We start from the raw sequence: 16,559 nt of genomic DNA, 5'->3' as shown, positions 1-16,559 counted from the left end.
CGGGAGGCCGGCATGAGCCGGTTTCCCGTTCGCCTCCTGGGTCGGCACTTCGCTACCACCCGCACCTCCGGACGTACAGCCATTACCGACGCGAATTCGCGCCCCGCTGCGGCGCCATTGGAAACGCCAAGAAAGGAACGCGTCCTCGACCACGCGCACGCCGTCCTCGAGCTTCCGCTCGTGCTCGAGGCGATCGCGGCCCGCTCGCGCTCGGTCCCGGGACGCGAACGGGTCGTCGCGCTCGGGCCGCACGAACGCCTGGAGTCGGCACGGGGCGCCCAGGAGCTTTACGGCGATCTGCTGGCGTGTCACGCGGAGGGGGATTCCCCGCCGCCCGCCGCGCCCCCCGACCTGAGGCCCGAGCTGGCGCGCCTGGCGCCGGAAGGGGCGACGCTCCGGGGAGAGGAGCTGTGGAGTTTCGCGCTTCTCCTCGATCAGGTGCGCTCGCTCGTGACCTGGTATCGGAAGACGCGGCGCGAAACTCCCGCGCTCGATCGCGCGCTCTCGGCCTTGGATCCGCTCGATCCGCTTCATCGCGAGATCACGCGCGCGCTCGATCCGTCGGGCGAGGTCAAAGACGACGCGAGCCCGGAGCTCTCCAAGATCCGGCGCGCGATCCGCACGCTTCGGGCCCGGCTCGCGGCGAAGCTCGAGGCGATCGAGCGCGGGCTTTCGGCGCCGGAGAGCTTTGTGACCCTGCGGGACGGCCGCTACGTGCTCGCGATCCCGTCGGGGAGCCGGCGCTTGGTGCCCGGGACGGTGGTCGGGCACTCCGGCTCCGGCGCGAGCCTCTTCGTCGAGCCCCGCGAGGCGGCCGAGGGGAACAGTGAGCTGGCGGAGCACGCGCTCGCCGAGGCTCGCGAGGTCGAGCGGATCCTTCGCGAGCTGACCGCGCGCGCGCACCGCGAGCTGCCCGCCCTCGAGCGGAATTTCGCCGAGCTGGCGCGGATCGACGCGGCGCAGGCGGTCACGGCGTGGGCGGTGGACGCGCGGGCGTCTCTTCCCGAGCTGGTGGAGGAACGGAGCCTCCGGATTCGCGAGGGAAGGCACCCGATCCTCGTCGAGCGGCACCGCAAAGGGGAGAGCGCGGCGCCCGTTCCGCTCGACTTGGAGCTCGATCACGAGCACCCGATGCTCCTCGTGACCGGGCCCAACATGGGCGGAAAGACCGTCGCGATGAAGACCGTGGGGCTCCTGGCGCTGCTCGCCGCGGCGGGGCTTCCGATCCCTGTCGCCGCAGGAACCGTGATCCCCTGGTTCGATCGGGTGATCTGCGACATCGGCGACGAGCAGTCGATCTCATCGGACGTGAGCACGTTCCTCTCGCATCTTCGCCGCGTGTCCGAAGCGCTGGGGCAGGCGACGCCGCGGAGCCTGGTGCTCCTGGACGAGCTCGGCTCCGGGACCGACCCGGTCGAGGGGGCCGCGCTGGGGCAGGCGGTGCTGGAGGCCTTGCTCGCGCGGCGCGCGCTCTGCGTGGCCACCACGCATCACGGGATGCTGAAGACGTTCGCGCACGAGACGGCCGGGGTGAGGAACGCCTCGATGGCGTTCGACGAGACGTCGCTCCGCCCGCTCTTCCGCCTGGTCGTCGGCGTGCCGGGTGGGAGCCGCGCGATCCAGGTCGCGGAGCGCTTCGGGGTGGACGCGCGCGTTCTCGATCGTGCACGCGCGCTCTTGCCGCAGGGCGAGCGCGACCTGAATCGCCTTCTCGAGGAGCTGGGGCGGCTGCGCGAGGAGGCCCGCGACGAGCGCGCGGCGCTTGAGCGCACCCGCGGCCAGCTTGCCGCGAGGGAATCGGAGCTCACGGCGGCGCTGGACCGGCTGGAGTCCGAGCGGAGGGAGCGGAAGCAGGCGGAGCTCTCGGCGCGGAGGGAGCTCCTGAACCAGCTCGAGAGCCAGATCGACGACTACCGGAAGAAGATGCGGGCCGAGAAACGGACCACGCCGGCGACGCTCCAGGAAGCGCGCGGGCTGGCGAAGGGACTCTCCGACGCGATCGAGCGGGAGGACGCGCCGGAGCCGTCGGATGCTCGCAATGGCGAGCCGGTCACCTCCGTGGCGCCGGGGGATCGGCTGTTCGTTCCGACGTTGCGCGCCGAGGCGACCGCGCTGACCGCGCCCGACGCGGACGGCAAGGTCCGGGTGCGGATCGGCGGCGCGACCGCCGTGCTTCCGATGACGCAACTTCGCCGCGCCCCAAGCGGTGGCGCCGCGACCGCCACGAAGAGGACGACCGGCGGAATCGCCGGCAGGGCGGCGGCGGCCGCGGCGGCCGATTGGCCCGACGCCAAGACCGAGATCGACGTCCGCGGCTTCGAGGCCGACGACGCGATCATCGCGGTGGAGCGGTTTCTCGAGGACGCCCACATGGGCGGCCTCGAGAGGGCCCGCATCATCCACGGGAAGGGAAAGGGAATCCTTCGCGAGCGGATGAAGAGCTGGCTTCAGACCAACACGCTGGTCAAGGAATACCGTCTGGGAGAGCTTGGAGAAGGAGGAACCGGCGTCACGATCGTGACGCTCACCTGACATGACGGCCCGATCCGCGGAAGAAGCCAAGGAAGAGGTCCGCGCCGCATCCGACATCGTGCAGATCGTCGGGGAGCGGGTGCCGCTCCGGCGCATGGGCCGGGCGTGGAAAGGGCTTTGCCCGTTTCACTCGGAGAAGACCCCATCGTTTACGGTCAACTCGGAGCGCCAGATGTGGCACTGCTTCGGCTGCAACAAGGGAGGGGACGTCTTCTCGTTCTTGATGGAGATCGACAAGGTGACCTTTCCCGAAGCGCTCGCGGTCTTGGCGGAGCGGGCCGGAATCGAGCTGCCCACGTCCGGCCGCGGAGCGGGCGACGGGAAGCGCGACCGCCTGTATCAGGCGAACGCGCTCGCCAACGATTTCTTTCGCGCGTCCCTCCGCGAACCGGGCGGGGCGAAGGCGCGCGCCTATCTCGCGGGGAGGGGTTTCGATGACGCGATCCTCGATCGCTTCCAGGTGGGCTGGGCCCCCGAGGGATGGGACAGCCTGAGCGCGGCGCTGGGAAAGCTCCTGCCGCCGACCGTGCTCGAGGAGGCGGGCCTTCTCCTCCGCAGGGAGAACGGCACGCACTACGACCGGTTCCGAGGCCGGGTCACGTTCCCGATCGAGGCCGCGGCGGGCCGGGTGGCCGGGTTCGGTGCCCGAAGCATCGCGCAGGAAGAATCGCCGAAGTACATCAACTCTCCCGAGTCTCCGGTCTATCGAAAGGGTGGGCTGCTCTTCGGCCTTCCGCTCGCGAGGGCGGAGATCCGGGATCGAAAGCGAATCATCGTGGCCGAGGGCTATCTCGACGTCATGCGGCTCCGGGCCGCCGGTTACCCGAATGCGGTGTCGACCTGCGGGACCGCGCTCACCACGGAGCAGGCGCGTGCGCTGTCGCGGTTCGAGGCGGAGGTTCTGCTCGTCTACGACGGCGATGACGCCGGCGTTCGCGCCGCCGATCGGGCGCTTGATTCGCTCTTGATCGCGGGGCTCCAGGTTCGGGTGCTCATCCTCCCGGACGGCGAGGACCCGGATTCGTTCATCGCCAAGCGGGGCGCCGCCGCGTTCGAGGATCTTCAGAAGACCGCGGGAGATGTGGCGGCCTTCCTGGCAAGCGCCGCGTTGGCTGGAGAGGGCCAGAACCCGTCCCCGGAGGCCCGTGTAAAGCGATATGTAGAGCTATTGGCAAAGGTCGATGACCCGATCCGCCGCCGTCTCATGCTTCGGCGCGGCTCGGCCGCGTTCGGCATTGAGGAGGAGGTTCTGCTCGAGGCCCTGTCGAAACGGCGCGGCTCGCGTCGATTCTCTGGAGGAGGTCGGGGCTCGGACTCTGTCGGGGCGTCCCAACCGCGGCCCGTGGCATCGGGGCCGGGATCTGCGCCATCGGCTACGGCCAGGGGCGGGTCTCAAACGGTCGACGAACGCCCCGAGGTCCTCGATCCGATCGAGAAGGAGCTCGCCGCCCGCTGCCTTACCGAGGAAGGCGCGGTCGCGGAGGTCGTCGCGAACGGGGGCGTCAACTGTTTTCACAGCACGGCATTGCAGGCGCTGTTGCGATCCTGGCTCCAGATGGCCAGAGCGCCGCTCCCGGAGGAGATCCGGGCCCTCACGGACCTGGAGCCGCTCGCGCGGGCCCTCCTGGCCGAGCACAGTGTCGAGGAGGGACGCACGGATGAAATGTCCCGACGTGGAGCCCAGGAACTCCTGGCGAGGCTTGGAGAAAGGCGCCTTCGGGCCTCCATCCACGAGCTGGATCAGGCCATTCGCCAGGCCGAGAGGGCCCACGACTCGGGCTCCCTCGACCGGCTTGTGGCCGAACGCAGGGATTTAGCATCTAAGTTACACGGCAGCAGCCATCCGGCGGTTTCCTAGGACCCGGGTGGTACCCGTCACATGGAGAGGAGACGTCAACGGATGAAGCGTGTGAAGACGGACCGCTTTCACGACCTTAAGGTGCTGGCCGGGAAGCAGCAGTACCTCCTTCATGACCAGATCGAGACGTTCTTGGACGAGAGCGCGTCGGTCGAGGACATGGACGAGGTCTATATCGCGCTCAACGACCTGAAGGTCGACGTCTTCGACTCCCACGAGGAAGCCCAGCAGAAACTGAAGCTGAAGCGGCGGGAGGAGAAGCGCCCGGCCGACAAGCAGGTGCTCCCGCACCCGATGCGCTACGACGACCCCGTGCGCATGTATTTGCGTGAGATGGGCCGCGTGCCGCTCCTCGACCGCGAGGGCGAGGTCGAGATCGCCAAGCGCATCAAGGCCGGCGAGCGCCAGGTCTGCACGGCGCTCTTCCGCTCGACGCCCATCATGAAAGAGTTGATCGCGCTCGGCACGAAATTGAAGCAGGGCAAGGTGCGGGTCGAGGAATTCACGCAGATCGATTTCGGCAACTGGAATCCCGAGTTCTCGCCCAAGAAGGAGCGGGCCAGGGCCCTCAAGTCGATGGACCGGGTCCGCGCGCTCCACGGCAAGCTCCTCAAGATCCAGGAGCGGTCGGTCGGGCGTCTCTCGGAGGAGAAGCGGAAGGCGCATCAGGAAAAGGTTCGCGCTGCGGACGAGGAGCTCTTGAAGGAGCTCTACGCGCTCAACATGAACAACAAGCTGATCGAGCGGCTCGCCGAGCGGATGAAGGGTCTCGCGAAGCGCTTCGAGGAAGCCGAGTCCGACGTCACCACGATGGAATGGAATTGGGGGAAGACCGGCGAGGAGGTCCACGCCCTCCTCAAGCGGATCAAGAAGAGCCGCAAGGAGGCGAAGCAGATCGAGAAGGAGACCGGCCTCAAGCCGGCCGACCTCGACGCCTACGTGCTCGAGGTGAAGAACGCGCGGCGCAAGGTGCGCCGGATCGAGATCGAGGGAAGGATGTTGCGCGAGCAGATTCGCGAGGTCGCGACCGAGATCCGCTCCGGAGAGATCGCGCGCGACAAGGCGAAGCGCGAGATGATCGAGGCCAACGTGCGCCTCGTGATCTCGATCGCCAAGCGGTACACGAACCGCGGGCTCGAGTTCCTCGACCTGATCCAGGAGGGAAACTCCGGGCTCATGCGGGCGGTCGACAAGTTCGACTACCGCAAGGGGTACAAGTTCTCGACGTACGCGACGTGGTGGATTCGCCAGGCGATCACGCGGGCGATCGCGGACCAGGCGCGAACCATCCGCGTGCCGGTCCACATGATCGAGGCGATCAACAAGGTGGTGCGCACGTCGCGGCGGTTGGTGCAGGAGCTGGGGCGCGAGCCGACGCCGGAAGAGGTGGCCGAGAAGCTCACCCTTCCAGTCGAGAAGATCAAGAGCGTGCTCAAGGCGGCGCAGGAGCCGATCTCGCTCGACCGTCCGATCGGCGAGGACGACGATTCCAATCTGGGAGATTTCATCGAGGACACGAGCGTCATCTCGCCCGCACAGGCGGCCGCGTTCTCGATGCTGAAGGACGAGGTGAACGAAGTGCTCGAGACCCTGAGCAAGCGCGAGGCGAAGGTGATTCGCCTGCGGTTCGGGCTGACCGACGACGGTTGCCCGCGCACGCTCGAGGAGGTCGGCGCCACGTTCAACGTGACGCGGGAGCGCATTCGCCAGATCGAGGCCAAGGCCCTCCGCAAGCTGCGCCATCCGACGCGCAGCCGGCGGCTCAAGGGCTACGTGGAGATGATGTGAGCGTGAGGCGTGCCTTGACCCCCCCGATTCCAGGGTGGTACCTTGCGCGGCTCAGGTCCGCGACGAGAACCAAGAGTGGCATTCGGGCCCATAGCTCAGCTGGTGAGAGCAGCCGGCTCATAACCGGTTGGTCCTTGGTTCGAGTCCAAGTGGGCCCAGTTGCCGTTCACCCACGCCGCGTTTCTTTCGCGGGGAGGACCGTCCCCGCGCACCAAGCGATTCCCGGGGCGGTTAGCTCAGTTGGGAGAGCGCTGGTATCACAAGCCAGAGGTCGCAGGTTCAATCCCTGCACCGCCCACCATAAGGCCGGGGCCGACGCCCAACCCCTTCAGGCGGGGCTCGGCCGACGCCGGGACCCGCTACCCCACACGGGGGGCGCGCTGATGCGCGCTCCCCGTTTTTCTTTGGAGGTGACCGTTGCTTCCTGAGCTGGACGCGCTGCTCGAATTGCAGCGCCAGGACTCGCGCCTGCTGGAAGCGAGGCGCGCGAAGGATGGGATTCCCAAGCGCCGCGAGGCGCTGAGCGACGCGGTGGCTTTTGCGAAAACCGCGCACGACCAAGCGAAAAAGGAGCTGGAGCAGATCCGCCTCGCGCGGCGCGGCATCGAAAAGGAAGTGGAAACGATCGCGGCGGAGGGAGCGAAGCTGGAGCGGCAGCTCCACAACATCAAGACCAACAAGGAATACACGGCCCTCCTCCACGAGATCGAGCTCCTCAAGACCAAGCGCTCCGACCAGGAGACGAGGATTCTCGAGTCGTTCGAGCGCGAGGAACGGCTCTCGGCCGCCGTGGCCGCGGCGGAGAAGCGCGTTCAGGCGGAGGATGCCAAGCGGAAGGAAGGCGAGGACACGCTGACCCGCGAAGCCGCGGAGCTCGACCAGCGCATCCACTCGCTCTCGCAGGATCGCGACGCTGTGAAGCCTCGGGTCCCCGCGCCGCTCCTGACCCGCTACGAGCGTCTCGCCTCCGCGCGGGACGGCGTCGCCGTGGCCGAGGTGAAGAAGGGAGCCTGCGGCGCCTGCTTCAAGGGGCTCACGCCGCACGCCCTTCAAGAGGCCCGCAAAGGCGACCAGATCCAGATCTGCGAATCGTGCGGCCGCATCATGATCCTCGCGGAGGCCGGCGCGACGTAGAGTGCCCGCTTTCGCACTCGCCTCCGCTCCCGGAGAACCCCCATCGGAGCCCTTCGCCATCTCCTTCCGTACTTGAAGCGGCACAAGATCGCCCTCCTCTTCGGCGCGGTCTCGGTGCTGCTCACGAACCTCTTTCAGGTCTGGTCGCCCTGGCTCGTTCGCCAAGCGGTCGATCACCTGCAGGCCGGTGTGGCGCGCTCCCTCATCGCGAGGGACGCGGGGCTCATCCTCCTGGCCGTGGTGCTCCAGGGGATCTTCCTCTTCACGATGCGCATGACGCTCATCCGCATGTCGCGCCGGGTCGAGTACGAGCTCAGGAACGACATGTTCGACCACTTCGCGCGACTTCCGGCGAGCGCCTACCGGACGCGGAAGGTGGGCGACCTGATGTCGCGCGCCACGAACGACCTCGACGCGGTCCGGAATTTCCTCGGACCCGGCATCATGTACTCGGCGAACACGATCATCACGTTCATCATGGCGGTGACCCTGATGTGCCGGATCGACGTGAGGCTCACGCTCGTCTCGCTGATCCCCTTGCCGATCCTCTCGCTCGCGGTCGCGCGCCTCGGCGCGAAGCTCCACTACTACTACGAGGCGATCCAGGCATCGTTCGCGGCGCTGACCGCGAAGGCTCAGGAGACGCTCTCGGGCATCCGTGTCGTGAAGGCGCACGTCGAGGAGGACGGGGAATATCGCGCGTTCCGGCGGCTCCACGAGGACTATACGGAGAAGAATCGCGGCATGATCCGGATCTGGTCCGCGATGGGGGGCATCCTCTCGCTCCTCGGCGGGATCGCCGCGGCGGTCGTGCTCTGGGTGGGCGGGAGCTCGGTGGTCCACGGGCGGATCACCCTGGGCGAGATGGTGGCGTTCCAGATCTACCTGGCGATGCTCGTCTGGCCGATGATCGCGCTGGGTTGGGTGTCGAACTTGTTCCAGCGCGGTGCGGCGTCGATGGAGCGCATCCGCGCCATCATGGATCTGCCGGCGGAAGAGGATGTCGTCCGCAACGGGGCTGACGGCGCCGGCGCGGGTGGCGTGGGCGCAGATGGCGTGGGCGCGGATGGCGCCCCGCTCACGACGGACGCGACCGTGGAGCTTCGTGGAGTCGGCTTCCAGTATCCCGAAACCGATCGGTTCGTGCTGCGCGGCGTCGACTTCACCCTGCGCCCCGGCGAGACGGTCGCGATCGTCGGTCGCACCGGCGCGGGCAAGACGACGTTGCTCAACCTGATCGCGCGCCTCTACGAGCCGACGGAAGGAGCCGTCCTCGTCGGCGGGATCCCCGCCGATCAATGGCCCCGCGGTGCGCTCCGGCGGCGATTCGGCATCGTGCCCCAGGAGACGTTCCTCTTCTCGGACACGATCGGTGCCAACATCCACTTCGGCTTCGACGACGGTGAGCGCAAGCCCGACGCGGACCGCGTCGCCAGGCGCGCCGGCCTCGAAGCCGATCTGGGCCAATTCCCGGCGGGGCTCGATACCGTGATCGGCGAGCGCGGGATCACGCTCTCGGGTGGGCAGAAGCAGCGCGTCGCCTTGGCGCGCGCGCTGGCGCTCGAGCGCCCCGTGCTTCTCCTCGACGACGCCTTCGCTAGCGTCGACCCCGGCACCGAGGAGCAGATCTTGGAGTCGCTCTTCGGCCTCGAGCACCGGCCCTCGATCCTGCTCGCGACGCACCGTAGGTCCGCGCTGCTTCGCGTGAACAGGATCGTCGTGCTGGACGAGGGAAGGATCGTCGCCTCCGGAACCCACGAGAGTCTCCTCACGGAGGGCGGTCTCTACGCCGACCTCTACCGCCGCGAAGAGGTGGTGGAAGAGCTGGAGGCGCTCTAGTGGCCGGTCCCTGGGGCTCGGCAGCCGACGACATCGACGCGCGGGGCGCGATCTATGACCGGCGTCTTGCCGGCCGCCTCCTGCGATACCTGAAGCCGTACAAGAAGCAGGTCATTCTCTCGGTCGTGCTCCTGGGCGCGATCTCGCTCCTCGAGGTCGCGGGCCCCTACCTGACGAAGGTGGCGATCGACACCTACGTGAAGCCCACGGCGGGCGCGGGCGCCATCCCGGCGGAAGCGGGGCGGGGGCTCCTCCTGCTCGCGGCGGCCTACGTCGGGATCCTGATCGTTGGCTTCGTCCTGCGCTACGTGCAGACCTTCACCATGTCGATGGTGGGTCAGCGCGCGATGCAGGACTTGAGGCTCGACATCTTCCGCCACCTCCAGACGCTGACGCCGTCCTACTTCGACACGCGCCCCGTCGGCCGCATTCTCACGCGGGTCACCCAGGACGTCGCCGTGCTGAACGAGCTCTTCGCGCAGGGCGTGGTGGCCGTGATCGGCGACCTCTTCATGCTCTTTGGGATCGTGGGGGCGATGCTCTGGCTCAACTGGAAGCTGGCGCTCGTGACGCTCACCACGGTGCCGCTCTTGGTGGTCGCGACGGCCATCTTCCGCGCGAAAGTGCGCGTCTCCTATCGCCGCGTCCGCACCCGGCTCGCGCGGATCAACGCGTTCCTGCAGGAGCACCTCCAGGGACTCGACGTCCTCAAGTTCTTCAACGCCGAGACCAAGCAGTGGCGCAAGTTCGACCAGGCGAACCACGATCACTACTCGGCCCACGTGCAGAACCTCTTCTACTACGCCGTGTTCTTCCCGGCCGTCGAGATCATCGGGGCGGTAGCGGTGGCCCTCATTCTCTGGTACGGCGGTGGCGGCATCTTGGCGGGCGCGGTCACCTTCGGCGTGGTCGTCGCCTTCATTCAGTACGCCGACCGCTTCTACCAGCCGGTCCGGGACCTGAGCGAGAAGTACAACGTCTTCCAGGCGGCCATGGTGTCTTCGGAGCGAATCTTCGAGCTCCTGGACACGAGGCCGGCCGTCATCGAGCCCACCCGGCCCACTGCGTTGGGACGGCTGAAGGGCGAGGTCGAGTTCGACCGGGTCTCGTTCGCGTACAAGGACGAGGAATGGGTGTTGAAGGACGTCTCGTTCCGGATCGCGCCTGGAGAGAAGGTGGCGATCGTCGGCGCGACCGGCGCCGGGAAGACGACCATCGCGAATCTCCTGACCCGGTTCTACGACTTCCAGAAGGGGGCGATTCGCGTGGACGGCGTGGACATCCGCGACGTGGACGGAAAGGCCCTCCGCCGTCAGATCGGGCTCGTGCTCCAGGACGTCTTTCTCTTCTCGGGGACCGTACGCGAGAACATCGCGTTCGGAGACCGCGAGCGGACCGGAGAAGAGGTCGATCGTGCGCTTCAGGAAGTGGGTGGCGCGAGGCTCGCCTCACGCCTCCCGCGCGGCCTGGAGGAGGAAGTCGGGGAGCGCGGCGCCTATTTCTCCATGGGCGAGCGGCAGATCCTCGCTTTCGCCCGCGCGCTCCACTACGACCCGAGCATCCTGATCCTGGACGAGGCGACCTCGAGCGTCGACGTCGAGACGGAGCGCACGATCCAGGCCGCGCTGAAGCGGCTTTTGGAAGGACGCACGTCGCTTGTGATCGCCCACCGCTTGAGCACGATCCTCGACGCCGATCGAATCCTCGTGATGCACAAAGGCGAGCTGCGCGAGCAGGGGACGCACGCTGAGCTCCTAGCCAAGGGAGGGATCTACGCGCGCCTCCACGAGCTTCAGTACGGGAGGCAGCGCGAGGCGGCGCCGACGTGAGGCTTGCCGCCGCCCGCACCTTCACCGTCGCACGCACCTTTGCCGTCGCGCTCGCGATTTCCGCCCCGCTCCTTCCCGGCTCGCCGTCGAGCGGCCTCGCCGCTTCCTTCGGCGCCGAGACCTACGAGCCGCACAAGGAATCGGCCATCGCCGGCACGCCGTTCACGCGCTACTTCACCACCGACCGATTCCGCCGCGAGATCACCTTCTACCTGAGCGACGCGCCGGACTCGGTCGGCGCCCTTCCGCTGATCGTCTACATCCAGGGGAGCGGCGGGAATTCCAACTTCGCCGAGCGGGGCGGAAGGATCGTGACCCAGAATGGGCAGGGCACCCTCTACGGCGTCTGCCGCGGTCGGGCCCGGACGCTGATGGTCGAGAAGCCGGGCGTGCAGTACCTCGACCCGGCGGCAAAGCCCGGCGAGCAGCCCGGCACGGACGAGTTCTGCCGCGAGCACACGCTCGAGCGGTGGACGGAGGCGGTGAAGGCGGCGATCCGGGCCGCGCGTCGGATCCACGGCGTGCGCCAGGACCGGCTGCTCGTGATGGGACACTCCGAGGGCGGGATCGTCGCGTGCCGCGTCGCCCGGGAGCTGGGCCCGGTCGTGACGCACGTCGCCAGTCTCTCGGGCGGCGGGCCCACGCAGCTCTATGACCTGATCGAGCTCGTGCGGCGGGGCCAGCTGATGGGCAATGCCTCGGGCGATCCCGAGACACGGGTCAAGTCGTTCCTGACTCTGTGGGACGACGTCCTGGCCGACTCGATGAGCGCGGAGAAGCTCTTCCTTGGACATCCGTACCGGCGCTGGTTCACGTTCCTGCGCTCGTCACCGGCGCAGGAGCTCACGCCCGTGAACGCCCGGATCTACGTGGCGCAGGGGCTGGAGGACGCCTCCGTGGATCCCAAATCGGCCGACGTGCTGTTCGCCGAGCTGAAGGCACAGGGCAAGGACGTGACGTACGATCGCGTCCCCGGCGCGAGCCACGCCTATGCCATGAAGGACCGTCCGAACGAGAACGGATGGCAAAAACTTCTGGGACGGGTCGTCGATTGGTATCTCAACGACGATCGGACCAGCGGAGGATCGCGGTGAAGCGCGGGGAGCGGGAGCTGTCGGTCACGATCGAGATCGCCCGCGGGGCAGGGGCGCTCTTGAAGCAGAATTTCGGTAAGGTCCAGGAAATCGACTTCAAGGGCCGGATCAACCTCGTGACCGAGATGGATCGAATGTCGGAGCGGCTGATCGTGGAGCGGCTCCGGAAGGCATTTCCCGGCGACGACGTCTGGGCCGAGGAAGGTGGAGGGAACCGGAGTGGCGCCGAGCGGGTGTGGGTCGTCGATCCCATCGACGGCACGACCAACTACGCGCACGAGTATCCGGTCTTCTCGGTCTCGATCGGGCTCCAGGTTGCGGGAAGGATGGACGTCGGCGTCGTCTACAACCCGCTCCTGGACGACGTGTACGCCGCGCGCCGCGGGGGCGGCGCAACGCTGAACGGGCGGCGGCGGCGCGTGACGCAGGTCGACACGCTGGAGCGCGCGTTTCTCGCGACAGGCTTCGCCTACGATGTCACAGCGGCCGATCCGGAGCGGAACAACCTCGGGCCGTTCGGCCGGTTTCTGGTCCGCGCCCAGGCGGTTCGGCGCGCGGGCTCGGCCTCGCTCGCGATCGCCAAGGTCGGCGTCGGCCGCACCGATGGATTCTGGGAGCGCGGCCTCCACGCCTGGGACATGGCCGCCGCGCTGGTCGTAGTCGAGGAAGGTGGCGGGCGGGTCAGTGATTACGCGGGCGGCATCCCGACGCTCGATGGGGGAGAGCTGGTGGCGAGCAACGGCCCGCTCCATGGGCTCATGCTCGAGGTGCTCGCGATGAAGGGTGCGGCCGCGACCGCGGTGCCGCGTGCTGGAGTTCCCTCCGACGAGGGCGATCCGCCGCCCGAGTGGGCGATGAGGAAGTATGTGATCGGATTTCTATTCCGCGGGCCCAACCGCGTCGAGGACGAGAAGGAGTCGGACAGGCTCCAGCGCGCCCACCTGGCCAACATCGCGCGCCTCCACGCTGAGGGAAAAATCATCCTTGCTGGACCGTTCCTGGATAAGACGGACCTCTGCGGTGTGTTCCTCTTCGATGTCGAGACTGTCGAGGAAGCGAAAGCCCTCTGCGATACCGACCCCGCGCTCCAGGCCGGCTCCCTTCGCGTCGAGCTCCACCCCTGGTACTCCGCGAAGGGGATCGGGATCGCGCACGAGCCGGTAGCAATGAAGTAGGATCGAGTGATCGTCGTCTCCTTGCCTAGCGATGCACCAGTTGTGGGGGCGGGCACCTGCCTTTTAAGCGAAAACAGGGATTTCAGCGACCGAGACCGTAAGTACAGTCCGCGGAGCACAATACAAGGCGCCCCAGGAGATTAGACCTCTTGGGGCGCAGTGCTTTTCGGGGACACGGAGGGACAAATTAGGACAATAAGGGAAGCTGAGACCGGATCACCGGATCAGTAGGAGGCAACTCCCCAGTGCTTTGACCAGCCCCCCAGCGGGAACATAGAATGCACAGCCATGCGTATGCCGCCTCCCTTTCGGCGCGAACCCGGGTTTGGAGATCCCCGCGACAAGGAACTCTACGGTCGCATTCTCAGGCTGGTCGGCCCTGGCGGTGCCGCGTTCTTTGCAGACGCCTGCCGCGTCTTGTCGTCCGACCCACCGTTCCAGGCGCCCACCCATCTGATTGGGCACTGCCTGCGGGAGCTGGATGGTTCAATCCGTCAGGCTCTGGGACCGCTGAAGTCGGAATCGCCAACCCCTGCCGAAGAGACCGATGACTGCGCGAGGCAGGAAGGTCATCGTCAGGATATTGAATCAATTCTGGTCGGCCTCGGGTTGGAGCTAGATGGAAGAGTGGCGACTGCCTGGTTTACGGTTGTGGGCCTCAGCGGGGGACGCGGTCTCGCTGGACTCGCGCACCGTCGTGGGCTCTCGGTTCCCCGCCCTATCGATACGCAGACTCGAACTCTCTGGGACGACTATCGGCTGGTCTTGGACGCCGTCTTGGAGCGGTTCGAAGCGAAATTCCTCCCCGTTATGGAGACACTCGACCGGTTTCTTGCGGAGAAGAGCCCAACGAGAAAGGACGGTGACGCGATCGCACAGCAGTTGCCTCGTCACAGACCGCCGCTCTGTACTTCTTCTCACGACTGGAAAACCCCAAGTGGATCCCGATGCTTCGGAAGCGGGGCTTCTTCGATTCTCCACCGGACCCCGTTCTGAGCGAGGATGAAAAGACAGTCGCCTTCCCACCTTGGCCTCAGTCGAAATACTTAGCTCGGATGGCTACCCAGGCACAAGAAGACGTGCTCGCCATCATTCAGGCAATTCCGGATACGCAGAACCCGAGGATCCTCGAGGATCTCGCCGACGCTCTCATGACTATGCCCGCGAACCTCGTGGCTCAGTTTGCCGACCGGATAGCTGGCTGGACCACGTACCGGTTCCAGCTGCTCCTGCCACGCAAGCTTGGCGCCTTGGCCGAGCACCTTATCAAAGGGTCGGAAGTCGACGCAGGGTTCTTGCTGCTCCGCACCCTCCTCATGCCGCAACGTAAGCCCGATGCGGGAGTACATACCCTTCCGATCTATGCGGTCGAAGCTCGATTTGAGTCATTCGAATACGCTCATATTCTTGAGACCCATTTTGCGTCAGTCGCTGAGGTAGCTGGGGCACGGAGTGTTGAGCTCATTGCTGATTTGCTTGCGGTTGCAGTACAGAGGCCAGACGGTGAGCGCGAGGACGGATCTTCAGTCTGGCGTCGCGCCATCGACCGCTCATACTCGGTCCACCGCGATGACATACCCGATCAGCTAACAACATCGATTCTGAGAACGGCACTCCAGATTCTGGAGCGCGACCCAGGGGCTATCGGTGCTGTGGTCAGGGCAGTTGAGAAGCATCCCCAGCGAATCTTCCGGAGGATCTCTCTATATCTCCTGTCACGATATCCTGACCGAATGCTTATTCGCGAGCGACTTGCCGATCGATCATCACTTATGGATCTCGACCTGTTGTACGAATATTCTATGCTGGTTCGCGACCACTTTGCAGACCTTACCGCCGATGACCAGAAGAACGTACTGTCATGGATTCAGGAAGGCCCGGATCCAGCACCATACCGGATTGGGTGGGGCGAGCACATACCAACCGAGGAAGAAGTCCAGCGCTACCTTCGGCACTGGCGCTTTGACCGCCTGGCGGTCATTCGGGACCATCTCGCAGGAGCCTCGCTGAAACTCTACGAGGAGCTGAAGCAGGAATTCGGTGAGCCGAAACCCCTCGAGCGCCCCGAGCCGGCGGTAGTTTCTTGGCACGGTCCCACGAGCCCTCTTACCGCCGAAGAACTCCAGAGCATGACCATTGATCAAATCATTGCGAAGCTGCGTTCATGGAATGGTCCTGGCGGATTCGGGTCTCCCACTCCCGAAGGATTGGCCCGACTCCTCGGCGAGCTAGTTACCGCTTCACCGCGCCGCTTTGCGCTCAAGGCGAACGCATTTCGCAGTCTGGATCCTACCTACGTGCGCCACCTACTCTTTGGACTCGCCGCAGCCTTGAAGGTCAAAACTCCATTTCCTTGGCGCCAGGTCTTGGAACTCTGCCGATGGGTCATTGACCAGCCAGACCCAGAGGGCGAGCGGGCTCCCTGGGGGGCAGATCGCGATCGAGACTGGAGCTTGACACGCATCCAGATCGCGATGCTGATCGGAGACGGACTTGCCCTGAGGCCGTCACCAGTCCCGGCCGCGCATCACAAGCTGGTATGGTCAATCCTTGAGCGTCTGGCTGAAGATTCGGACCCCGGCGAGGGGGACAACGAATCGGACGCTCCACGGCAGGATCCGGCGACGGAGGCGATCAATACAGTCCGCGGAACTGCTCTGCGCGCGATTGTACTCTACGCGCACTGGCGTGCGGGTGAGACCGAGCGGAAGAACGGCCGCAAATTTGGCGGCAAAGGGCTTGATGCGCTGCCACAAGCGCGGGGCGTAATTGAGCGCCACCTCGATCCTGTCCACGAGCAATCGCGCGGTGTCCGCGCGGTTTATGGTCAGTATCTTCCTCAGCTCGCCTACGTTGATCGAAAGTGGGTGGCGGAGGCAACGACGCGGATCTTCCCATACGACGGTGAGGGTGCGGAGGAGCTGCGTAGTGCGGCGTGGGATACATATCTCCTCTTCCAGAACCCATACGATGAAGTCTTCGATGTCCTTCGGGATGAATATGCCAAAGCCGTCGAACGACTGCCTGGCTCAGAGCCCGAGGAGAATGGCCATGGAGAGCGGCCCCAGGAACGCCTAGCGGAGCATCTCATGGCTCTCTACTACCGCGGCAAGCTCGCTCTTCACGACCCTCTGGTGCAGCGGTTCTTTGAAATTTCTCCGGCATCAATCCGGGAGCGTGCAATAACATGGCTCGGGTTGGTTCTTACGAACAAGGAGTCCGATCAGCCTTCGGTCAAGGTCATTGAACGCCTGCGCGAGCTTTGGAATTGGCGCCTCGAACGCGCCGAAAAGGCAGAGGAGGCCCCGGC

8 protein-coding genes, 2 tRNA genes and 1 pseudogene (1 of these 11 cut by a window edge) are annotated in these 16,559 nt (G+C 66.1%); all 11 read left to right on the top strand.

Translation table 11 applies throughout. The features are described from left to right. The first annotated feature begins 12 nt into the window (after window positions 1-12). Complete coding sequence (locus tag E6K79_01970; GenBank protein ID TMQ66700.1) at window positions 13-2,532, top strand: hypothetical protein; 2,520 nt, start codon at window positions 13-15, stop codon at window positions 2,530-2,532. A 1-nt stretch (window position 2,533) separates the two neighbouring features. Further along, window positions 2,534-4,390 carry a DNA primase gene (dnaG, locus tag E6K79_01965; protein TMQ66699.1) on the top strand — a complete coding sequence of 619 codons (1,857 nt, stop codon included), beginning with the start codon at window positions 2,534-2,536 and terminating at the stop codon, window positions 4,388-4,390. Between the two features lie 21 nt (window positions 4,391-4,411). Then, window positions 4,412-6,178, top strand: a complete 1,767-nt coding sequence (gene rpoD / locus E6K79_01960; protein TMQ66698.1) for an RNA polymerase sigma factor RpoD — start codon at window positions 4,412-4,414, stop codon at window positions 6,176-6,178. Window positions 6,179-6,262: 84 nt separating this feature from the next. Then, window positions 6,263-6,336: transfer RNA gene (locus tag E6K79_01955), tRNA-Met, on the top strand. Between the two features lie 67 nt (window positions 6,337-6,403). Continuing rightward, window positions 6,404-6,479: transfer RNA gene (locus tag E6K79_01950), tRNA-Val, on the top strand. 116 nt (window positions 6,480-6,595) lie between these two features. Beyond that, on the top strand, window positions 6,596-7,312 hold the full coding sequence (locus E6K79_01945) for a hypothetical protein (protein TMQ66697.1): 717 nt from the start codon (window positions 6,596-6,598) through the stop codon (window positions 7,310-7,312). 72 nt (window positions 7,313-7,384) lie between these two features. After that, on the top strand, window positions 7,385-9,151 hold the full coding sequence (locus tag E6K79_01940; GenBank protein TMQ66696.1) for an ABC transporter ATP-binding protein: 1,767 nt from the start codon (window positions 7,385-7,387) through the stop codon (window positions 9,149-9,151). Between the two features lie 32 nt (window positions 9,152-9,183). Continuing rightward, window positions 9,184-10,980 carry an ABC transporter ATP-binding protein gene (locus E6K79_01935; protein ID TMQ66799.1) on the top strand — a complete coding sequence of 599 codons (1,797 nt, stop codon included), beginning with the start codon at window positions 9,184-9,186 and terminating at the stop codon, window positions 10,978-10,980. Beyond that, complete coding sequence (locus E6K79_01930; GenBank protein TMQ66695.1) at window positions 10,977-12,074, top strand: alpha/beta fold hydrolase; 1,098 nt, start codon at window positions 10,977-10,979, stop codon at window positions 12,072-12,074. The genes E6K79_01935 and E6K79_01930 overlap by 4 nt, the downstream gene beginning before the upstream one ends. Beyond that, complete coding sequence (locus E6K79_01925; GenBank protein ID TMQ66694.1) at window positions 12,002-13,249, top strand: hypothetical protein; 1,248 nt, start codon at window positions 12,002-12,004, stop codon at window positions 13,247-13,249. Before E6K79_01930 ends, E6K79_01925 begins: the two co-directional genes overlap by 73 nt. Before the next feature lie 947 nt (window positions 13,250-14,196). Continuing rightward, window positions 14,197-16,559, top strand: a pseudogene (locus E6K79_01920) (hypothetical protein) (it continues 136 nt past the right edge of the window).

The sequence above is a fragment of the Candidatus Eisenbacteria bacterium genome, assembly GCA_005893305.1.
Classification (GTDB): Bacteria; Eisenbacteria; RBG-16-71-46; order SZUA-252; family SZUA-252; genus WS-9.
This window is presented reverse-complemented; position numbering and strand designations above follow the sequence as displayed.